Annotated in this window: 19 protein-coding genes and 1 riboswitch; of the genes, 10 read left to right on the forward strand and 9 right to left on the reverse strand. The window is 61.9% G+C overall.

Going from position 1 to position 21,151, the window contains the following annotated elements; genetic code table 11:
- Window positions 1-64: 64 nt before the first annotated feature.
- The 4 genes from CYJ17_RS03320 to CYJ17_RS03335 all read left to right on the forward strand — a co-directional run bounded on the left by CYJ17_RS03320 (window position 65) and on the right by CYJ17_RS03335 (window position 3,911).
- The gene (locus CYJ17_RS03320) at window positions 65-334 is read left to right on the forward strand and encodes a DUF4235 domain-containing protein (RefSeq protein WP_016441870.1); all 270 of its coding nucleotides are present in this window, start codon (window positions 65-67) and stop codon (window positions 332-334) included.
- A gap of 74 nt (window positions 335-408) precedes the next feature.
- Window positions 409-519, forward strand: a riboswitch (TPP riboswitch).
- Window positions 520-557: 38 nt separating this feature from the next.
- Window positions 558-1,604, forward strand: a complete 1,047-nt coding sequence (locus tag CYJ17_RS03325) for a thiamine ABC transporter substrate-binding protein (protein WP_087069993.1) — start codon at window positions 558-560, stop codon at window positions 1,602-1,604.
- Entirely contained in the window at window positions 1,601-3,286 is a 1,686-nt protein-coding gene (locus tag CYJ17_RS03330; RefSeq protein ID WP_234984416.1) for an ABC transporter permease, read from the forward strand. Before CYJ17_RS03325 ends, CYJ17_RS03330 begins: the two co-directional genes overlap by 4 nt.
- Window positions 3,270-3,911, forward strand: a complete 642-nt coding sequence (locus CYJ17_RS03335; RefSeq protein WP_087069992.1) for an ABC transporter ATP-binding protein — start codon at window positions 3,270-3,272, stop codon at window positions 3,909-3,911. The genes CYJ17_RS03330 and CYJ17_RS03335 overlap by 17 nt, the downstream gene beginning before the upstream one ends.
- A gap of 22 nt (window positions 3,912-3,933) precedes the next feature.
- On the opposite strand, the gene CYJ17_RS03340 is transcribed toward CYJ17_RS03335, so the two are convergent.
- From CYJ17_RS03340 to CYJ17_RS03355, 4 genes are all read right to left on the reverse strand, one after another.
- The gene (locus tag CYJ17_RS03340; protein ID WP_087069991.1) at window positions 3,934-4,815 is read right to left on the reverse strand and encodes a patatin-like phospholipase family protein; all 882 of its coding nucleotides are present in this window, start codon (window positions 4,813-4,815) and stop codon (window positions 3,934-3,936) included.
- A 73-nt stretch (window positions 4,816-4,888) separates the two neighbouring features.
- On the reverse strand, window positions 4,889-6,241 hold the full coding sequence (locus tag CYJ17_RS03345) for a DUF4921 family protein (protein WP_016441865.1): 1,353 nt from the start codon (window positions 6,239-6,241) through the stop codon (window positions 4,889-4,891).
- An 80-nt stretch (window positions 6,242-6,321) separates the two neighbouring features.
- Window positions 6,322-6,831, reverse strand: coding sequence for a general stress protein (locus CYJ17_RS03350; protein WP_087069990.1), 510 nt, complete (start codon window positions 6,829-6,831; stop codon window positions 6,322-6,324).
- Window positions 6,832-7,055: 224 nt separating this feature from the next.
- A complete protein-coding gene (locus CYJ17_RS03355) occupies window positions 7,056-7,988 on the reverse strand; it encodes an ROK family glucokinase (protein WP_087069989.1) in 933 nt (310 codons plus the stop codon).
- Between the two features lie 279 nt (window positions 7,989-8,267).
- Between CYJ17_RS03355 and dnaK the strand changes: the two genes are divergently transcribed.
- The 6 genes from dnaK to CYJ17_RS03385 all read left to right on the forward strand — a co-directional run bounded on the left by dnaK (window position 8,268) and on the right by CYJ17_RS03385 (window position 16,285).
- Window positions 8,268-10,145, forward strand: a complete 1,878-nt coding sequence (gene dnaK, locus CYJ17_RS03360; RefSeq protein WP_026428617.1) for a molecular chaperone DnaK — start codon at window positions 8,268-8,270, stop codon at window positions 10,143-10,145.
- Window positions 10,145-10,894, forward strand: a complete 750-nt coding sequence (locus CYJ17_RS03365; protein ID WP_087069988.1) for a nucleotide exchange factor GrpE — start codon at window positions 10,145-10,147, stop codon at window positions 10,892-10,894. Before dnaK ends, CYJ17_RS03365 begins: the two co-directional genes overlap by 1 nt.
- Before the next feature lie 55 nt (window positions 10,895-10,949).
- Window positions 10,950-11,966, forward strand: a complete 1,017-nt coding sequence (locus CYJ17_RS03370; RefSeq protein ID WP_087069987.1) for a DnaJ C-terminal domain-containing protein — start codon at window positions 10,950-10,952, stop codon at window positions 11,964-11,966.
- Window positions 11,967-12,109: 143 nt separating this feature from the next.
- Window positions 12,110-12,808, forward strand: coding sequence for a heat shock protein transcriptional repressor HspR (locus tag CYJ17_RS03375; protein WP_087069986.1), 699 nt, complete (start codon window positions 12,110-12,112; stop codon window positions 12,806-12,808).
- Between the two features lie 96 nt (window positions 12,809-12,904).
- On the forward strand, window positions 12,905-14,815 hold the full coding sequence (locus CYJ17_RS03380; protein ID WP_087069985.1) for an ABC transporter ATP-binding protein: 1,911 nt from the start codon (window positions 12,905-12,907) through the stop codon (window positions 14,813-14,815).
- 267 nt (window positions 14,816-15,082) lie between these two features.
- On the forward strand, window positions 15,083-16,285 hold the full coding sequence (locus tag CYJ17_RS03385) for an ATP-binding protein (RefSeq protein ID WP_087069984.1): 1,203 nt from the start codon (window positions 15,083-15,085) through the stop codon (window positions 16,283-16,285).
- 121 nt (window positions 16,286-16,406) lie between these two features.
- Here the strand turns inward: CYJ17_RS03385 and CYJ17_RS03390 are convergent, their stop codons facing one another.
- The 5 genes from CYJ17_RS03390 to CYJ17_RS03410 form a co-directional block, all read right to left on the reverse strand.
- Complete coding sequence (locus CYJ17_RS03390; RefSeq protein WP_087069983.1) at window positions 16,407-16,748, reverse strand: type II toxin-antitoxin system RelB/DinJ family antitoxin; 342 nt, start codon at window positions 16,746-16,748, stop codon at window positions 16,407-16,409.
- A 127-nt stretch (window positions 16,749-16,875) separates the two neighbouring features.
- Window positions 16,876-17,949 carry a methyltransferase domain-containing protein gene (locus CYJ17_RS03395; RefSeq protein WP_087069982.1) on the reverse strand — a complete coding sequence of 358 codons (1,074 nt, stop codon included), beginning with the start codon at window positions 17,947-17,949 and terminating at the stop codon, window positions 16,876-16,878.
- Window positions 17,950-18,006: 57 nt separating this feature from the next.
- Window positions 18,007-18,804 carry a YaaA family protein gene (locus CYJ17_RS03400; protein WP_087069981.1) on the reverse strand — a complete coding sequence of 266 codons (798 nt, stop codon included), beginning with the start codon at window positions 18,802-18,804 and terminating at the stop codon, window positions 18,007-18,009.
- Window positions 18,805-18,807: 3 nt separating this feature from the next.
- Window positions 18,808-20,103, reverse strand: a complete 1,296-nt coding sequence (locus CYJ17_RS03405) for an alpha-amylase family glycosyl hydrolase (RefSeq protein WP_087069980.1) — start codon at window positions 20,101-20,103, stop codon at window positions 18,808-18,810.
- Window positions 20,104-20,405: 302 nt separating this feature from the next.
- Window positions 20,406-21,074, reverse strand: a complete 669-nt coding sequence (locus tag CYJ17_RS03410; RefSeq protein WP_087069979.1) for a DUF4352 domain-containing protein — start codon at window positions 21,072-21,074, stop codon at window positions 20,406-20,408.
- Between the last annotated feature and the right edge of the window lie 77 nt (window positions 21,075-21,151).

The raw sequence follows: 21,151 nt of genomic DNA on the forward strand, positions 1-21,151 counted from the left end.
CGAGGGCGGTGCCGGGTACCGGCCGCATCTGGCCGGAGCCGCGCCGCGCGAAGAAAGGGACGCTATGGATATCGGGTGGAAAGTTGTGAGCGCGGGCGTTGGGGTGCTCTCGGGGATCGTCGCCAATAAAATCGTGGACGTGGTGTGGAAGGGAATTTCCGGGCGGGAGATTCCCGATTCGGAGGATCCGAACGCGCCGCTCGTGGACGCGGTGATTTTCGCGGTGGTGTCTGCCGGGGTGGCCGCGGCCGTTTCCCAGCTGACCCAGCGCCAGGCCGCCAAATGGTACGGCAAGGGCGAAGTGATCGATTCGCAGGCACGCGCCCGGGCCTAAGGTTCGCGCGGCGCCGATCCGGTTCCGGCTCGGGACCGCAGGCGTGAAAATACGGGACCTCCGTACTAGACTGGACGGCACGACAGGGGAGCGCAGCAGCGCTGAGAGTGCGGCCGGCACGCGGCACGCAGACCCTCGAACCTGCTCCGGTTAGTACCGGCGAAGGGAGTCGAGATCTCTCCTCCGCACCGCGGAGACCCTCCTTATATCCTGAGGAGGATGCATGGTCCAGAAAAATAGGCACGGCGCCCGCGTTCTTGCGGCCGCCGTGATGGTTGCGGCACTGGCCCTGGCCGGCTGCTCAAAGAACGACGACGCCGCCTCTCCGGCAGCGAGCGATCAGCCCACCACAGTTCGGGTGGTCAGCCACGAATCATTCAACCTTCCCGATGAGCTCATCGCCCGCTTCGAGAAAGAATCCGGGTACACCATCGTGAAATCAGCACCCGGGGATACCGGCCAGGTTGTTAACCAATTGGTCTTGGCGGATGGCAAACCCGGTGCGGATATGGTGTTCGGGGTGGATACCTATACCGCCTACCAGGCGCTTGATGGTAACACCATCGCCGATTATTCTTCCCCGAAACTCCCCGCGGGAGTGACCGCCCTGGAAGGGAAACTCAATCCCATCGACCAGGGCGAAGTCTGCGTGAATTACGACCGCGAGTGGTTCACCCAGAAAAATATGATTCCGCCCCTGAGTTTCGCCGATCTTTCCCGCCCCGAATACGCCGGGCTGCTCGCGGTGGAAAACCCGGCGCTTTCCTCACCGGGCCTGGCTTTCCTGGCCGCTACCGCCCACGTTGCCGGGGGAACGGAGGGGCTTTCCCAGCTGTGGGGCCAGCTGCTCGGGGCCGGCACCCGCATTTCCGGTTCGTGGACGGATGCCTACTACACCGATTTTTCCGGTTCGGAAGGCAAGGGAAATTACCCCCTGGTGGTTTCCTATTCTTCCTCCCCGGCCGCTGAAGACGGGCGCACCGGCGTGATCGAATCGACCTGCGTGCGCCAGGTGGAATACGCCGGGGTGCTGCGCGGGGCAGAGAACCCGGAAGGCGCGCAGGCTTTTATCGATTTCCTACTTTCCGAGGACGTGCAGAAAGCCATCCCGGAGTCGATGTACGTGTACCCGGTGGCCGATGTGGAGCTGCCCGCGAGCTGGCAGCAGCACGCCCCGCGTGTGAAGGACCCCATCGTGCTAGACGCTAAAGAAGTGGGCGCCCAGCGCGCCGAATGGATCCGCGCCTGGCGTGACACCGCGGGAATGTGAGTAACGCATTCCGTATCCCGCGCCCGCGCGGAGCTTCCCTGGTGGTTGCCCTCGCGCTCGCGGTCCCGCTATTTTTCCTCGCGGTCTTCTTCCTGTGGCCGGTGGTGGCGATGCTCGCGCGCGGGCTCGTCACCCCGGCCGGGGTGGATACCGCGGGTTTCGCCGCCGAACTTACCCGCCCGCGCACCTGGAAAGTCGCCGGGCAAACCCTGTGGATGGCAGCGGCCAGTACCGCTTTCTCGGTACTGCTCGGGCTTCCCCTCGCCTATGTGCTTTACCGACTGCGCCTGCCCGGAGTGCGGGTGGTGCGAGCCTTCGTGGTGGTACCTTTCGTGCTCCCCACCGTGGTGGTGGGAACCGCGTTCCGGGCGCTGCTGCGCGCGGACGGCCCCTACGGTTTCCTCGGCTGGGATTCCAGCCCGTGGGCGGTGGTCGCGGCCATGGTTTTCTTCAATACCGCCGTGATTTCGCGGACGGTGGGGCCACTGTGGGCGGCGCTGCCCCCGCACGCGGAGGCTGCCCGTACCCTCGGCGCCTCCCCGTGGCGGGCTTTCCGTACCGTCACCCTTGTGGAATTGGCCCCGGCTATTACCTCCGGCGCGGCTATAGTCTTTTTATTTTGTTCGACGTCGTTCGGAATCGTGCAAACCTTAGGTGCGCCTGGCTACGGGACCCTCGAAACTGAAATCTGGGTGCAGACCACCACCTTCCTTGATTTACGGGCCGCGGCGGTGCTCTCGCTTCTACAAGTGGTGATCGTCGGGATTGCCACCGCGGTGGCTGCCCGGGCCACCCGGCGTACCTCGGCAGCCTTGCGCCTGCGCCCGGCCGCCCGGAGGAAGGTGAGCCGGAGTGATATTCCCGCGCTGCTCATCAGCGCGGCCACCGTTATTTTCCTGATCGGAGCTCCGCTCCTCACCCTGGTGGCGCGCTCCTTCCAGCGTTCGGGTACCTGGACGCTGGAGAACTACCGCAATCTCATCGGTTCTTCCGGATTTGCGGGGGTCTCGGCTTCCGATGCGCTCCGGAATTCTTTGACAACGGGCCTGAGCGCTGCCGCACTTGCCCTGCTCCTCGGGGCGCTGCTGGCTTTCGCGCTGGCTTCCCCGTGGGCCCCGCCGCGGCCGGTGAGCGCGGCCGCGGAAGGGATCGCCCTGCTGCCGCTGGGAGTTTCCGCGGTGACGGTAGGTTTCGGATTATTCCTCACCATTCGCATGCTTGTTCCCTCCGCGCAGGTGCTCGTCCCGGTGGCGCAAGCGGTGGTGGCCCTTCCCCTCGTGGCCCGGGTGATCCTCCCGGTGGTGCGGGCCATTGACCCACGCTTGCGCGAGGCCGCCGCCACCCTGGGGGCCGGCCCGGGGAGGATCTGGAGAAGTATTGACCTGCCGCTCGCCGCCCGGGCGCTCGCGGTGGCAGCCGGTTTCGGCCTGGCCATTTCCTTAGGGGAATACGGTGCCACATCCTTCCTGGCCACCAGTGATTCCACCACGCTCCCGGTGCTGATCGGCCAGCTCCTGGGGAGGCCCGGGGCGGAAAATTACGGGACCGCGATGGCGGGGGCGGTGGTGCTCGGTACGGTCACCGGGGGGCTGATGGCGCTGAGTGAAATGGCGGCGCCTGCCGGGGCTGCGTCGTCGTTATTAACGCAGCAGAAAGGAAAGCTTCGTGTTAGAACTTCGTGAGGTATCGGTGCGTTACCCGGACGGTTTCGAGGCGGTGCGCGGCGTGAATCTTAGCGTGGAGTCGGGCACGACCGTGGCGTTGCTGGGGGCGTCCGGTTCGGGGAAATCCTCGCTGTTGCGCGGGATCGCCGGGCTGGAGGCTTTGCGCGGGCAGGTGCTGATCGACGGCGCTGATATGACGGCGGTTCCTACCCATCGGCGCGGGGTGGGCATGGTTTTTCAGGACGGGCAGCTTTTCCCGAATCGCAGCGTGGGTGGAAATATTGCCTACGGGATTGAGAAAGGCCGTTCGCGCGCCGAGGTCGAGGCAGAGGTGGAGCGCTGGCTGGAGCTGGTGGAACTGAGCGGTTATACCAAGCGGGCGGTCACGACTCTTTCGGGTGGGCAAGCTCAGCGGGTGGCTTTGGCGCGTTCCCTGGCGGCGCGCCCGCGGGTGCTGCTCCTGGACGAACCGCTTTCCGCCCTCGATACCCGCCTGCGGGAGGACCTGGCGGTATTCCTACGCCGGGTGCTGCAAAAGGCAGGCACGACGGCGGTCTACGTGACCCACAATGATGCCGAAGCGGCGACCGTTGCCGACCGGGTGGTGCGCATGGATAGCGGGCGGCTGGTTGCCGCAGGTTAACTAATATTCCTGAACAGTGCAGCTAAACCCCGAGGAAGCGCAGGATCGCAGGGAAGTCCTCGTTGATCTGGGCGGTGCCGGCCGCGAAAGAGGCTTCCAGTTTCGCCACATTGGTCTCCCGGTTGGAAGTTAGCTGGTGGCGCGGGAAGTAGAGGTAGGCCCGCCCCCGTGCTTCCAGATCGAAAAGATGGACCCGGGTGGCGTTGTACTTGGCTGCGCGTTCCTCCAGCGCGGTAACGAGGTGGGGGTATTTGCGGAAAGCCGCCCGGATCAGCGCACTTGCCTTTCGGGAAGGTGCCGGGCGCACGTAATCGCGCGGTTTCGTCATAATAACGACGGCGCGCTCGAAGCCAGCAGCCTCAGCGGCATCAATAGGTATACCCCCGGATGGCCCGAGCGCGCCGTCGGCATAAAGCTCACCGTCGAGCGTTACGAAAGGCATGATGCCGGGCATCGTTGAGGATGCCTGCACCCGCACCAACAGGTCGTCAAGAACCTTAATATCGCCGCGGTGCCAGTGCACGGCGGCGCCGTCGCTCAAACGAAAAGCACTGATGTCAAAATCGCCGGGCGTGGACTGGAAAGTCTCGAAATCGAAGGGAAGGGCCTGGCCCGGGCGTGACGTGTGAAGGTAAATGTAATCCGAGTTGAAGGCGCCCTTGCCGCTGAGGAAGGTCCGCCAGTTTCCGATATTCGGATCCGCCCCAAATTCCACGAAAGACCGTCGGGCCCGCAGCGGGTCACGGCTGAGATAATTCGCCACGTGACTGGAACCCGCCGAAATCCCCGAAACGTGCGGGAACTCCAGGCCGGCCTCGATGAGCTTGATCACCACCGGGGCCGTGGCGCTCGCGCGCATACCACCGCCCTCGAAAACGAGGGCGGTTTCAGCAATCCGAGACATAGGGTCTCCTTTCTACGCGCCAGGCCGGGGCGGGTGCGGCCTCGAGTGAAGATGGCTCCGGCCGCGGCCCAAACTACCTGCCGCGCACTCCTGATTCACCCATTCCGTAACGCAACGAATTGACTTCGCAGCTGCATTCGGTGGCGATATTGATCGTGGAAGCAATCGCACCTTCGGCGCGCAGCTCCAGCAGGCGGGGAACAACCCGATCCCGCAAGGACCACGGGTCAATGGTATTGACGTAGATCTTGGTGCCGCCTTCAAAACCGGCGAGGGTGGAGGTGCGCCACTTGAGGAGCACCCGCCACGGGGTTGCTACTTCCATATCCCGCGAAGGTGCGTACCATTCCTCATTTGTGGGAATATCTGGGCCGGTGGCCGCGTGCATGGCATGCACCAGATCCGAAACGGCGCGCAATTCGTGGCGGGTGTGCTCGAAGGGTTGGGAGGCTTCCGAACGCGACCACACTTCGAGCGTGGGGTAGCGATGCCCGAACCCGGCGTAGGCCACCGCGTACTTGTTCTCCGCGATAACGAGATTGTGGTAGCCGGCGTAATCCACCCCGTACTCGTTGAAAATATTGGGGTTATCGCGCACCCGGTCCACTTCGTAGCGGTGATTGACGGTGCGCTCATCAATGGACACCAGCTGCTTATGGAGGTGTTCGAAGGAGGCCCCGGCCGGCCGCAACCAATTCTGGAAGACCTGCACGTATTTGACGTAGCGGTTCTGCTCGTACAAATCGCGCATGGCATCCGCGGTAAGCAGGAAGTACCAGTAGTGCTCAGCCGGGGTGAGGGTACCCGAGCCGGCCCGATTCGCGGTGGAATCCGAACCCGGCACATAGTGGTGGCGCCCGATAATGAGATCATGCCCGCCCCCGTAGAACGGCAGCGCGCTCAAGAGGCGCTCCCGCTCCGGAAGCGCATTCCAGGCATCCTCATCCATGCCCGAGGCAATGGCCTTGTTATGCGCCACGGAAAGCACGTGGGCCCGCCCGGCCGCATCCGAGGTGTAGCGCTCAAAAGCATCCTGGCGGCGGGTGGTGAGCTCGTACTGGTAGTTGGTGGTCCAGTACTGGAAAGGAACAATCTCAAAAAGATTAGGAACTCGCCGGAAATCCCACGGGTCCGCCAGGGAATCCACCGGGGCATCATAGGTGATCCGGGCTTCACCCGTGGCGGGGTTGCCAACGATGCGCGCCTTTTCCGGCGGTGTTTCCAGCACCCGATCCGCGCAGAAAGAACAGAAGTTTTCCGGGTGATCGGCACTCAGCGGTTCCGCGATGGGAACTTCGGCCTTGAGGGGTCGGTTAGCGCGGCCCGGCTGGGTCCACACTTCGGTACCGGAAAACGGGTTGATCTGTTTGATGGTCCCGTCCGGAAGCCGGGTAATGGGCGGGCGGATTTCGTGGCGTACAACCATAAGTTCCCCTCACGTTCGGCGGCAGAGCCACCCACCATAGTAGTGGGTAGCTCCGCTGCGAGCACGGTGAAGCTGAATTCTTAGCTCACCGAATACCCGGCCTGCGCCAAAGTTGCATAAGCTTCATTGACGAAGGCTCTACGCACCTGCACCTCATATGAATTGGCGGTGGTGGCCCGCACCGAAGCGAAATCACGCCGCCCACCGGTAAACCCGTGCGAGATCGCACCCATAATGGCACCGAGCACCGCCCCGCAGGCGAGCCCGAAGAGGAGCACCTGCCAGAGCACCACGGCCGGCGCGAAAAGGATAAAGAAGAAGGAGAAGAAGAGGCCCCAGGAGGCTCCGCCCGCCGCGCCGTAGAGCGCGGCCTTCCCGGTGGTCAGGCGCCCGGTCACCTGCTCCACGCTTTCCAGATTCACGCCGACGATACGCACATTTTCTACCGGGAACCCGGCATCCGAGAGCGCATCTACCAGGCGTTCGGCCTGCCGGTAATCAGAAACTTCCGTAATGGTGCGGTAATCCGCGGCACTTTGTTCAGCGGCGCGCGCGGTGGCGGACGCGCCAGTAGTTATGTTTTCATTCATAGGCTCATCCTAAAGGTGGCCTATGACAGAAAAACCGCCCTCGAAACAAAAATCAGCTGCGCGCCGGAAATGCTCGCTAGCGGTGGAAACCGGGAAGCGTATTCCGGCGCGCAGCCTGGATGGTGTTAGTGTTCGCGGGGCGCGCAGCTCACGCGGTTGCTGGCGGCTCTATGCGCGCCAAATCGACCGGCGCACAGCTCACGCACGTTGGCTAGCCAGCCACGTTACTCAATCGTGGACAGATCCGCGGCGCCAATAATCCCGGCGTCGTTCCCGAGCCGCGCGAGGCGAATCTCCGGCAGCGTCCGGTATTTCGCCACGGGGAGAACTTCGGGGAATTCGCGTACCAGCGGATCAAGCACGAGCGAACCGGCCTCGCTTACCCCGCCGGCAATCACGAAGATTTCCGGATCGAAAATGGTGGCCATATCCGCCAAACCGATGGCGTTCCAATGAGCGAGCTCATTGAAAACATCGAGGGCCATCTCATCGCCTTCCTGGGCGGCCGCGGTCACGGCCGGGCCGGTCACGCGCCCTTCGCCCAATTCCAGGATGCGAGCGGCTCCGCTCGGGTAATTCGCGGCCCGTTCGGTGGCGAAACGCACCAGTGCACTACCCGAGCCCATCACTTCCCAGCAGCCGCGCGATCCACACCCGCACAGCGGCCCGTTCGGAACCATGTGGATATGGCCGATTTCCGCGCCGAAACCGAAAGCGCCGCGTAGCAGATTCCCGTTCATGATGATGCCGCCGCCCAGCCCGGTGCCGAGTGTTACCACAACGGCAGATTCCGCATCAGCGGCGGCACCGAAACGGTATTCGGCCCAGGCGGCAGCGTTGGCGTCATTTTCAACGACGACGGGCATGCCGGTGAGCTCAGCGATACGTGAACCGAGCCGTCCGTTCTGTAGGGGCACATTCGTGCCGTAGATCAACGTATCGCGATCCGCGGCGATATAGCCGGCCTGCCCGATTCCAACGGTGGTAGCCCCCGAGGATTTGAGGTCATTGACGCAGGCGGCGATAGTTGCGATAAAGGCCTCGGAATCCTGGCGCGGCGTGGGGCGCCGGACCCGCTGCAAAATTTCACCTTGTTCATTGACGACGCCGGCGGCCACCTTCGTGCCGCCAACATCCACACCGATGCTCAGAGTCATGGTGCAAGTCTACCTGGCGTGGCCAGCCGGATTCCGGGATGGCGCAGCGGCGTCGTCGTACCGAAAAAAGAGGGTGCGCAAGGACGTGACGTAGCTCGCGAAAAGTGGGCGGGAATAAAAACCACGCCCCTAAGGTTGAGTTAGGTGGACTCAAGAAAGGGCGAGCCGATTGGACATAGGTTCTCGGATCGTTCAGACTTGGAAGGAAACTTTGTCGAAGGGTCCGCGGCCGGTACCGCCGGCGTGCGGATCTGCGGCACGAATGCAGAAGGAGCAATCATGGCACGTGCAGTAGGTATTGACTTGGGAACAACCAACTCCGTGGTGGCCGTCCTCGAAGGCGGGGAACCCACGGTGATCGCGAATGCGGAAGGTGCGCGCACCACCCCGTCCGTCGTGGGCTTCTCTAAGAGCGGAGAAGTGCTCGTGGGTGAAGTGGCCAAGCGCCAGGCTGTCACCAATGTTGATCGCACGATTTCTTCCGTCAAGCGCCATATGGGCGATGACTGGAAGGTTGATATTGACGGTAAGGATTACAACGCGCAGCAGATTTCCGCGTTTATTCTCCAGAAGCTGAAGAAGGATGCGGAAGCCTACCTGGGCGATACCGTCACCGATGCGGTTATCACCGTGCCGGCCTACTTCAATGACGCACAGCGCCAGGCCACCAAGGATGCCGGCACCATCGCCGGTCTGAATGTGCAGCGTATCGTCAACGAACCCACGGCCGCGGCGCTGGCCTACGGCCTGGAAAAGGGTAAGGAAGATGAAACGATTCTGGTCTTCGACCTGGGCGGTGGCACCTTTGATGTTTCCCTCCTGGAAGTGGGCAAGGATGAGGATGATTTCTCCTTCATCCAGGTGAAGGCCACCTCCGGGGATAACAAGCTCGGTGGGGATGATTGGGATCAGCGCATCGTCAACTGGCTGGTTGACCAGGTGAAGAACGCCTCCGGTGTGGATCTGTCCAAGGATAAGATCGCGCTGCAGCGCCTCAAGGAAGCCGCGGAAAAGGCGAAGATTGAGCTGTCTGCCGCGACCTCCACCCAGATTTCGCTGCCCTATATTTCCATGAGCGAATCCGGGCCGATCCACGTGGACGAAACCCTCAGCCGCGCCAAGTTTGAGGATATGACCAAGGATCTGCTGGATCGCACCAAGACCCCGTTCATGAACGTGATTCGCGATGCGGGCATCCAGATTTCCGATATTGATCACGTGGTGCTGGTGGGTGGATCCACCCGTATGCCGGCTGTGACCGAAGTGGTCAAGGAGCTCACCAACGGGCGCGAACCCAATAAGGGTGTCAATCCTGATGAGGTCGTGGCCGTGGGTGCGGCGCTGCAATCCGGTGTGATTACCGGGGACCGCAAGGATGTTTTGCTTATCGACGTCACCCCGCTCTCCCTCGGTATTGAAACCAAGGGCGGCGTGATGACCAAGCTCATCCAGCGCAATACCGCTATTCCCACCAAGCATTCGGAAACCTTCTCCACCGCGGAAGATAACCAGCCTTCGGTATCCATCCAGGTGTTCCAGGGTGAACGTGAGTTCACGCGCGATAACAAGCCGCTGGGCACCTTCGATCTGACCGGGATCGCGCCGGCTCCGTCCGGGGTGCCGCAGATTGAGGTGACTTTCGATATCGATGCCAACGGCATCGTGCATGTGTCCGCGCGTGATAAGTCCACCGGCAAGGAACAGTCCATGACCATTACCGGCGGTTCGGCCCTATCCGAAGAGGAAATCAACCGCATGGTCAAGGAAGCTGAGGAGCACGCCGCGGAAGATGCCAAGGCCAAGGAAGAAACCGATACCCGCAACCAGGCGGAGCAGACCGCGTACTCCATTGAGCGCCTGATCAAGGACAATAAGGACAAGCTCACCGATGCCACCGTCACCGAAGTGGAGGAGGCCATCGCCAAGGTGCGCGAAACCCTCAAGGGCACCGGCAACGTGGAGGATGTCAAGAGCGCCCTGGCCGAACTCAACGAGAAATCGCAGAAGATCGGGCAGGAAATTTACGCGCAGGCCCAGGCTGCTGAGCAGAATGGCGGCGCGAATGCGTCCGGTGCCGCGGGTGGTTCCGGTGCGTCCGGTTCTTCTGACGACAATATCGTCGACGCCGAAGTCGTGGACGATGAGGAGAATAAGTAATGAGTGAGGACGATCTGAAGCGCAACGGCCCGGAAAGCGCGGGTGCCGGTAACGGCGCGGGCGGTTCCGGTGCGGGCGCTGTTTCTGGGAACGACGACGCAGCTACCGCCGCGGCCTCGCCGGCAAATGCGGGTGAATCTGGCACGGGCACGGCTCAGGAACCCGAGGTGGGCGCGGCTGACGCTGGAGAAGCTGGCGCGGCTGGCGCTGCCCAGGCATCGGATACTCACGAATCCGATACTGAAGCTTCCGGTGCTGAGGCCGGCGCAGGCGATACGGAGGCCGTCGCGGCCGATCCGCTCAGCGAAGCAATGGCGACCATCAGCACCCTGGAGGATCAGCTCAAACGCGCCCAGGCATCGCTGTACAACACCGAAACGGAGTACACGAATTACGTGCGCCGCTCCAAGCAGGAAGCCGGAGCGCACCGCGATTCGGGCACTCTCAAGGTGATTGAGGCCTTGCTTCCGGTTCTTGATGATGTGGAGCTGGCTCGCCAGCACGGGGACCTGGAAGGCCCCACTGGCTTGATCGCGGAGAAGGTGGAGCAGATTCTCTTCTCCACCTTCAAGGTGGCGCGTTTCGGTGCGGTTGGTGATGAGTTCGATCCGGAGTACCACGAGGCACTCATGAATCGATCCTCGGCGGAAGCCACCGCTCAAACTATTGAGACGCTTATCCAACCCGGATACACCGTGGCGGATAAGGTTCTCCGCCCGGCCCGGGTGGGAGTGGTCTCACCGGAATAGTGGGGGCAGGCTTCACGCAATACACACAGCAGGATAAGAAAGGGGAGGTGAGCATATGGCAGGGGCAAGCCAAGATTGGCTCGATAAGGATTTCTACCAGGAACTCGGCGTGAAAAAAGACGCCACCCAGGAGGATATTAAAAAGGCCTACCGGAAGCTATCCCGCCGTTACCACCCCGATCGGAATGGCGGCTCGAAGGACGCCGAAGAAAAGTTCAAGAGGGTGGGGGAGGCCTACCAGGTTCTCTCCAACCCGGAGGATCGCAAACAATACGATGCGATCCGGGCGCTCGGGGCCGGCGGGCCCCGCTTCCGGGCCGGTGGGCAAGGCAGCGGTGGTTTTGAGGACATCTTCTCCATGTTCTCCGGCGGCCGCGGCGGAACCTACCACGCCTCATCCTCCACGGGCGGCACCCGCGCAGGCGGCTTCAGCGGTAACTTCGAGGACGTGCTAGGCGGACTTTTCGGGGGCGGACAGGGAGGTGGAGGTTTCGCCGGATTCGGCTCCCAGCGCCGGGCCCAGAAGGGTGCGGATATGACCGCCACGGTCTCGCTCCCGCTCCGCCAGGCTGTGGACGGGGCCACCGTGAAAATCCAAACCGCCTCCGGCAAGTCCGTGACCGCGAAAGTCCCGGCCGGCGTGAGTGACGGCCAGAAAATTCGGATCGCCGGGAAGGGGCATCCGGGCCTCAACGGCGGGCCGGCTGGCGATATTATCGTCACCGTCCACGTGGAGCCCCACCCGGTTTTCGAGGTGCAGGGCAAGGATGTTTACGTCAATGTCCCGGTGTCCTTCCCGGAAGCCGCTCTCGGGGCTACCGTAGAAGTACCAACGCTGGCAGGGCACACCGTCCGGGTGAAAATCCCGGCCGGTTCCTCCACGGATAAAATTCTGCGGGTGCGCGGCAAGGGTCTCACGGCCAAGGGTACGGCCGGGGATATGTACGTGCGTCTCAAGGTCGTGGTTCCCACCCGGCTGTCGGATGATGCCCGCAAAACCGTGGAACTCTTCGCCAAAGCCACAGGCGATGCCGATCCGCGCGCGGATTTCATCCGCATGGCCAAGGTCTAGGCGAAGTGCTAGCGAAGCTCATGCGAACGGATAACCAAGCTAGCGCGAAGCTCTAACGAAGCGACACGAGGAACGAAAAACCCGGCTAGCCCGGCCCCACGCGGGGCCGGGCCCGGAACCCCAACAAAGGAGGTTGAGGAGGTATGGCGAATCGACGCGCACCGTTACTCACGGTGTCAGTAGCGGCCGAACTCGCGGGCATGCACGCCCAGACGCTGCGCCAATATGACCGCCTGGGGCTGGTGTCCGCCCGGCGCACCCGCGGAGGCGGGCGGCGCTACTCCCTGGAGGATGTGGAACGCCTCCAAGAAATTCAACGCATGTCCCAGGAGGATGGCATCAACCTGGCCGGCATTGCCCGCATCCTCCAGATGCAAGAGCGCATTGACCAGCTCACCCGCTCCCTCCAGCACGCGGAACAAGAACTCGCGGCAGAGCGGGAACGCGCCAACGAACGGCGCGCCCATGCTCGCCGGATTTTCGCTGCCGGAGCGGATGGCGACGTCGTTCTTACTCGTGGTCATAAAGACCTACGCGAGTACCTGCGCCACCAGGCCGCGCAGCGCCTCGCACAGCTACGCGCACAAGAAGGCGCCGGGCCTTCCCGCGCGGGGGCCGCCGGAAGTTCGGCGGCAAGTTCCGCAGCCGGTGCCGCGCGCCACCCCGGCTCCGAACTGACCCGCTACCAACCCCACACCCTGGATCTACTCCTCTCCGCGCTCGCGGTGCAGATGGATTGGGATCGCAACCGCGAACGCGACCGTGAACACGGGCGCGTCCCCAGCCGCGACCACAGCCACGAACGCAGCCGCGACCGCAGCCACGCACGTGACCGCGCCTAGGAACGCGACCGCATCCAGGAACGCGACCGTGACTTCCAGCGCGGCGCGGCACGCGAACGCCCCGGGAACAGCGCGCAGTACTGCTAGGGTCACTATGTGCACGCACTGCTAAGAATTTTTCGTTTCACCTCCGCGCTGTCCCGCTACTACGTGGCGGTGGCCCTCGCCTCCATCCTCGTGACCGCCGGAACCATCATTGTTCCCTTCGTGCTCGGCGCCGCCACCGATACCGCGGTTGCTGCCGTGAGCGGCAGTCTTGACGTTGATGTGGCGGTGCGGCGGGTTATCCTGCTGGCCGGCGCCTTCCTCGCCATCGATTTTTTCTCCACCACCATCGACTCGCTGGGTGGCTATGCCGGCGACCTCATGAGCCAAAAAATGCGCTCCATCCTCTCCGTGCGCTACTTCGATAAACTCCTCACCCTCCCGCAAGATTATTTCGACCGCGAACTCACCGGCACCATCACCTCGCGCCTCAACCGCTCCATTATGGAGGTCACGAATTTCGTCAAGAACTTCGCAAACTCCTTCTTCACCACGCTGCTCACGGTGATCGCCGTACTGATTATTTCCTTCATTTATTCCCCGCTGCTCTGCCTCCTCCTGCTTATTATTTTCCCGATTTACATGTGGCTGACCGCCCTCACCTCGCGGCGCTGGCAGGGCCTGGAAGCACAGAAAAACGAAGACATCGACGTGGCCGGCGGGCGCTTCAACGAAGTAATCGGCCAGATCCGCGTGGTCAAATCCTTCACCCGCGAACGCGGCGAACTCGCGCATTTCGCCCGTCACTACGAACACGCCGAGCGCCTCACCGCCAATCAATCCCGTCACTGGCACACCATGGACTTCCTGCGCCGCATGGTTATGGCCGTTATTTTCTTCGCGATTTACGCCATTATTTTCCTGCGCACCGCACGCGGCCAATTCTCCGTGGGCGACATGGTTATCCTGGTGCAGCTCGTGGGGATGGCACGCCGCCCGGTCATGTCCATGAGCTGGATCGTGGACACCACCCAGCACGCCATCGCCGGCTCGCGCGATTACTTCGAGGTCATGGAACTCACCGAAACCGAACGCGGCCAACGCCCCGTATTGACCGGCAGCGCGACTCTTTCCAGCAGCACTGCCGTTACTCCTAACGGCGCCGTCCTTACTCCTAACGACGACGCCGCACCGGCCCGCCCACTTACGGCCCGCGCGCTCCACCAGAACGTGGTGGAAATTGAGCCTGATGTACCGGCGATTCGCTTCGAGAACGTAACTTTTGGATACGGCACCGATCCGGATGTTTTACGCGATGTTAGTTTCGCTATCGAGCCGGGGGAGCGGGTCGCTTTCGTTTCAGAATCCGGGGGTGGGAAAACCACCCTGACCTCGCTTCTCCTGGGGCTATACGAACCGCGGGCCGGGCATATTGAGCTCTTCGGCAGCGATATCGCGGGTCTGCCACTCGGGCAGGTTCGGGCCGCCATCGGGGTAGTTTTCCAGGACCCAGCGCTTTTCTCGGGAACAATTCGGGAAAATATTGCTTACGGGCGCCCGGATGCTACTGAGGACGAAATCCTCGATGCCGCGACCCGCGCACACGCGGATCGTTTTATCCGGCGTTTTGCCCAGGGGTATGACACCGTCATCGGGGAGCGCGGGCTCAAGCTTTCCGGTGGGCAACGCCAGCGCATCGCCGTGGCTCGCGCCATGCTCAAAGCTGCCCCGGTTTTGGTGCTGGACGAAGCAACCTCCGCGCTGGATACCCGCTCCGAGCGGTGGGTGCAGGCCGGTCTGGAAGAACTTATGAAAGACCGCACCTCGATTATTATTGCGCACCGGCTCTCGACTATTGCCAGCGTGGACCGCATTATTACTCTGCGCGCCGGGCGTATTGATGAGGTGGGTAGCCCGGCAGAGCTTGCCGAGTCCGGAGGTATCTACGCCGAGCTGCTCGCCTTGCAGAATGACAACTCCGCGCGCGCTCAACGCCACCTCAAACGCTACGGCTTGCGGTGAGTGTGTAAGCCGCGAGCGAGCCATGTGCGACTGTGCCGGTCTACGATAGCGGTGCGAGCGGGGTTTTTCGTTGCTATTGTGCCGATCCGTCAGTTCCTACTGCAATGATTTGGTGGGTTCTACTGCAATGATTTGGTGGGTTCTACTGCAATGATTTGGTGGGTTCTACTGCAATGATTTGGTGGGTTCTACTGCAATGATTTGGTAGGATCTACTGCAATGATTTGGTGAGTTCTGGTGCATACATGCGGTGGCTCTGCTATCGCAATGAGGGGAGAGGGTGGCACGGTGATTCCTCGCAGTGCGAGTGGTTATATCGCACAATTAGCGCAATGGTTTCCGGTAGTTTTCGTTACCGGCCCGCGCCAAAGCGGGAAATCAACCCTGGTTCGGACGGCTTTTCCCACGTATGAATACGTCAACCTCGAAAATCCGAATCTCCGTGCGGCAGCTACCCAGGATCCAGTTGGTTTTCTTGCCGCGCACCCCGCGCCGCTTATCGTTGATGAGGCGCAATACGCTCCGGATCTTTTTTCTACCATTCAGGTGCGATCAGATGAGCGTGGTGAGGCGGGCCAGTACATTTTGACCGGTTCGCAAAACTTTTCGCTGCTGCGGAGCATTCGCCAATCCTTGGCCGGCAGAGTTGGAATGCTTCAGCTGCTGCCCTTGAGCTGGCAGGAACTTCAAGCACTTGATCCTGTGCCCACACTCAGCGAAGCGCAAGTTGCCGGAGGTTATCCGCGTATTTACGACGCAGGTATCCCGGCCCACGTTTTTATGCCTAATTACGTGCGGACTTACCTTGAAAGAGATGTCGCGGATTATCTCGGTGTCCGAAATATTGACGTGTTCCGTGCTTTCCTGAGGTTGTGCGCAGAGTCGAGCGGAAGCCTCATTAACTACAGCGGCTTGGCGCGCGATATCAGCTCCACCTATCGGACCGTTAAAGAGTGGGCGTCGATTCTCAATTTCTCCTACATCACGTTTACGCTGCAGCCGTATATGTCCAGCGGTGTGAAACGAGTGACGAAGACTCCGAAGCTGTTCTTTTACGATACGGGTTTGCTGTGTCATCTTTTGGGAATCCGAAGTGCTGCTGAACTTCTGACCCATCCGAAACGAGGGGCGGTATTCGAGAATTTCGTGATCGCGGAGATGCGGAAACAATATCTCCATATGGGAACGGAGCCGGAGCTCTATTTTTATCGTGATGACTCCAAGCGCGAGGTTGATCTCCTTGATTGCACTGTGCGTAGTCACCCGCGCATTTTCGAGATTAAATCCTCGATTACGATGCGCGATAAATTCGGCCACCAGCTTTCCCAGATCGGTGAACTCCTGGGAATCCCGGCCGAAAATCGCGCGGTTATATACCAGGGTGAAGAATCGTACCAAGGGAAAAACTTTGCAGCCCAGTCGGCGGCGCACTTGCTCGCTACCTATCCGCAACCTGCGCCGGCTGCTTAACTCCCGTAGTGCGATCCTTGTTGTGCTCCGTCAAGGAGCTTTTTGAAGCCCTAAATGTCGAGGATGCTCCACATACGCGAGCTGCAACCATCAGCTCAGAGCCACAAGAGCTCTAAATGAATCAAAGTGGCTGGGTTTCGGTACCTATCGCGGAATCCCATTCGCCGAACTCTAAACTCAGTGATTTAAATACTTCGTCTGCGGGTCGGGTGGCGCCAGATTCGATGGACCGGAGGCCTTTGTCCAATTCGGCAATTAACTCCTCTTTGGTCAGCGAGCTAATATCAACCGGCCTGGCATACGGGAGCTTCACTTCAAAGGGGATGCCGCGGTGCAGGATCACTTGCTTATAAAGCAGGGTAATAAGAGTTGACGGGGAGATACCCAATAAGCTCAAAATGTGTTCTGCCCGTTCCTTGAGTTCCGGATCAATGCGGACGTATACATTCGCTGTCTTTGCCATGGGTGACCTCCTTATCGCCTGTTGAACAGTCTGCGCCAATGTAGTGGCAGGCGCAAGCACTTATCCTTCGCGAAACGCCCGGGATAAATATGGCGGCATACCGCTCCGAAACTTCGCTGCCGCCCGCCTAATTCACCCGCTCCGCCAGCACCATGCACTCCATATGCCCGGTCTGCGGGAACATATCCATGAGGCGTGCTTCGTGCACGGTAAAGCCATCCAGCAGCTGCAAGTCCTTGGCCAGCGTGGTGGGATTGCACGATGAATAGATGAGCCAGCGCGGGGGATTGGCTGCAATCCACTCGGTGAGATCTGTCAGGCCACGCCGCGGTGGATTGACGATGAGCAGATCGGGCGTGCCGCCGAGCTTGCCGGCGGCACGTGCGGCGTCGCCGGCAAAAAACTGCGCGGAACTGCCGGCCTTCGCGGCGGCGCGGCGCGCGGAATCCACCGCGGCCTCGGAAATCTCCACGCCGGTTACGCGCCGCCCCGGGCCGGCCACGTGCAGCGCGAAACCACCCACCCCGCAATACAAATCCCAGACTGTGCGCACCCCATCTAAACCCGCGGCCCATTCGCGCGCCTGTGCGTACATCGCCCGGGCAATCGTGGTATTCGTCTGGAAGAAGGAACGCGGGGTGAGATAAAGCGTCACCGCGCCGAGCGGGAACGGCAGCGTATCCTCCCCGGTCAGCACAATCTCCTCCTCACCCTCCACGAGGGCGGCACGCTGCGGCAGCAAATTAACGGAAATAACCCGAGCGTTCGGGAGCTGCGCGCGCAACCAGGGTAGATGCTTGCGAATCCGCACCACCGACTCGGTCGAGCGCAGCACAAAACGTAGTAGCAGCTCACCGCTCGGCGCCGCGGTGAGGAGAATATTTTTGAGTTCCCCGCGCCCGCTCGGCACGTCGAAAGGCGTGAGCCGCGCCCGCCCGATGAACTCGGTCAGCGCCGGGAGCGCCGCGGTAATGGGCTCCTCGTAAAGTCCGCATTCGCGCAGGTCCACCCCGCGCATATCCCGATCCAAAATTCCCAGCGTCGGCGCCTGCGTGCTTCCGCCCACGGCGAGCTTCGCTTTATTACGAAAATGCGATTCCGGGGAGAGTGCTGGCGGCAACCACTCCGGCGCGAAAGGCGCCAGCAATTCGGCCAGGCGTTCCTCCTTGTCCGCCACCTGAGCGGGGTAGGCCTCACCCATCCGAGTACACGAACGGCAGGTCCCCGCCTCAAAATACGAACAACGCACGGTCCCAGCTTAGTGGGCGCGCCCCGCATCCACGGTCTCCACCACCGCGAGCTCGCGCACCCCGCGCCGCGCCGGCCCCAATTCCACCCCGGTGATCGCCCCGGCCGCGGTTTCCTCGCCCACTAATTGCTGGCACAATTCCGCCAATTCTTCGGCTTCGCGCGGCAGAGTATCGGCCAGGAGCGCCAGGCGCGCCACCCGCCCGCGGAAATATTTCGCGGCGTGCGAGATCGTGCGGGACGTTGCGCCCGTGATGCGAGTCGCGGTTATTTTTACGACGTCGCAGCTAGCCGGCACCTTCCATCCCGCATAGGCACCGGACCTCGCGTCAATGACCAATCCGGAGGCCCGGCTGTTGAGAACCGGCCACAGGGGTGCCCAGCGTGCCGAGATTTTCGCGCCGCCCAGCTCCACGTTCATTCCCAATCGGTAGGAAGGGATGGGGTCAAGGGGCGAGGTAGCCCCGAAGAGCCCCGAGAAAATCAGGGTGTGCTCCCCGGCGCGGGTGAGCTGAGCGGCCGAGAAGCTCCCCATATCGAGGGCCTGGTAGAGCACCCCGGTATACACCTGCCAGGCCGGGGCGCAGGGCTGCTCGCGCAGCGTGATCTGCGTGGCGACCTCATCAGCAATACTCGGACCCACCCCGAGAATATCGAGGGCATCCGGGCGCCTGGATACTTCTTCCAGCTCCGCCACCAGCTCGGTGCGCAAGGCCGTGAATTCCGGGACGCTCAGGGCGCTCAGGTCAAGGGTGGGGCCGCTGGTCGGTGCGGTTTTCCCTTCCGAAGGAGGTAGGAGGATAAGCACTGTTTACTCCCCACTTTCTGCGCCCGCGTGCCAGGAGAAGAGTTCAACGTCGCTTCTGGCAGGATCAACGCCTATGACACGAGCGCTCGGGTGTGGCTCGAGTTCGAGGCGCACCCGCAGCTCAGCGGGCTGGCCAGAGTCCGCACTGGCCGGAGCTGCGTCGTCGTGCTGACGCTCCCACACGCGGTACTCGATCCAGGTATTATCCTTGCCGGTCACCTCGAGGCGGGCGCGGGTGAGCCACGGGTGGGTGCGGCGCAGCGCGATGAGGGCGCGGTAGGCGCGGTACATCCCGGCGCCCAGGTCGGAGAGCTGTTCGGGGCGTTCGGGCAGGGGCGGGCGTAGTTGGTCGTCGGCGGAAAAGCCTTCGAGTTTGGTTCCCGTGAAGCCCTGTTCGTCTCCGTAATAAATCGAAGGCATCCCGGGAACCGTGAAGAGTACCGCGGCGGCCAGCACCGCGCCGGCCGGGCCCACCGCCGTGGCGATGCGTTCCACATCGTGATTGCCGATAAACGTATTGGGAATGAAATGCTCGCAGAATTGCGCGTGCCGCCCCAGATTCCAGTCCAGCTCCCAGAAATTACGCGCGGCAATCGACTGGCGGATCGAGGCCCAGAGCTCGTATTGGGTGAGGGTATCCACGCTGGAGCGCGCCACGAAATCGGGGTAATCGCCGTGGATAACTTCGCCCAGGAACAGCGCCTCGGGGAAGCGCTCGCGGACTTTCCCGAGCACTTCCGCCCAAAAATCGGTCGGGACCGCGTAGGCCACGTCCAGGCGCCAGCCATCGATACCGCGCTCCAGCCAGAATTCCATGACCTCGCGGACCAGCTCACGCACCCGCGGCGAAGAATGGTCGAGGGTAATGAGATCCCCGTGCCCTTCCCAGGTGTGGAAATCACCGCTCTCGGTGCGTAGGCCCAGCTCTTCGAGCTGCGGGTGGGAGCGGGAAATATGGTTGAAGACGCCGTCGAAAAGCACCCGGATGCCGCGGCGGTGCGCTTCCTCAATAAGGTGGGTAATATCCGCGTTATCGCCCAGGCGCGGATCGAGGCGGAAATGATCGAGGGTGTCATAGCCGTGGGAAACCGAAGCGAAAATCGGGGTGAGGAGCAGGCCATTGGCACCGAGCTCAATAAGATAATCCAGCCACGGATCCAAAGCTCGTAAGCGGTGTTCACCGGGGGCGGCATCGGGAAGTTCCCCGGTTGCGGTCAGGGGGCTATGCCCCTCGCGAATGGGCGCCCCGCAGGCTCCCAGGGCAAAAACTTGCCACCAGATGGTGTCGAGCTGTGACATAGCTACGAGCTGCCTTTCTTCGCTTGAGCGCTTGGTTGCTTATTCGCTTATTCGTTTGATCGCTTGTGTGCCGCTACGATCGCCGCCGCGGTAGGTGCGATACCGGGTGGATCGCCGCTACGAGCGCCGCCGCGGAGCGCGCTCAGCTGGGTGAATGCGCCGCGGCCCCTCGCTCTCGATTCTAGAGCGAAGGGCCGCGAAGAGAAACGCCGCGTAACACAGCGCCCAGCGAAACTAGCGAAACCAAACGCCAGGCGCAGAAAACACGCCGCGCGAAAACCGCCAAGCGAAATAAGCGGCGTTTACTGCAAGTTAACAGTGGCGTTATGAATCCACCCGGTCTCCAGTTCCAGCTTGGCTGGAACTGCATCGGCCGGCACATCGTAGAGCAGCTTGCCCGTCACGGTATTGCCCGGATTGACCTTCTCGTAGATCATCGACGCATCGCCCAAGTACAGGGAATCCCCGGAAACCGAATGCTGGCGCCCCTCGGTATCCACGAGCTTCTGCTCCGATTCGGCGAAGCCAGCCGCTTCCTTCCCGGTATTCTTCACGGTCACATCCACAATGACGTACTGGCCGGTGGCATCCTTGCCCAGCACATCATTGCCGATATGGCTCACGCCCTTCTCCACATTGGTCACGGTCACTTCAAAATCACCGAGAACGACCGGGGTGCCGATGCCCACGGTTGCGTCGTCGTTCTTATCTTTCTTATCGCCTTTATCGCCCTCAGCCTCGGCCTTCTTATCCGCGCCCTCCGCGGCGTTCCCGGATGCGGCGCTATCGGCGGCCTGGGAGCTGGACGTGGCGGCGGGTTTGCCATCGGATTGCTTGGACAGCGCGGTGCCCACAATCGCGAGCACCACAATAACGAGCAGCGCGGTGAGGAGCTTATGGCGCGCAAACCAATTCTTTTTCTGTTCCGGAGCGGGTACTGCGCCGTACACCGGCGGCGTGGATGCTGACATGCGAGAACCTTTCTTATCTACAGCGGTGGGCGCCGCCCCGGCCAGGCAGGAGGCCGCGGCCGGAGTCGCTCACGTAT

It is taken from the genome of Actinotignum timonense, from assembly GCF_002860685.3.
GTDB classification, from domain to species: Bacteria; Actinomycetota; Actinomycetes; order Actinomycetales; family Actinomycetaceae; genus Actinotignum; species Actinotignum timonense.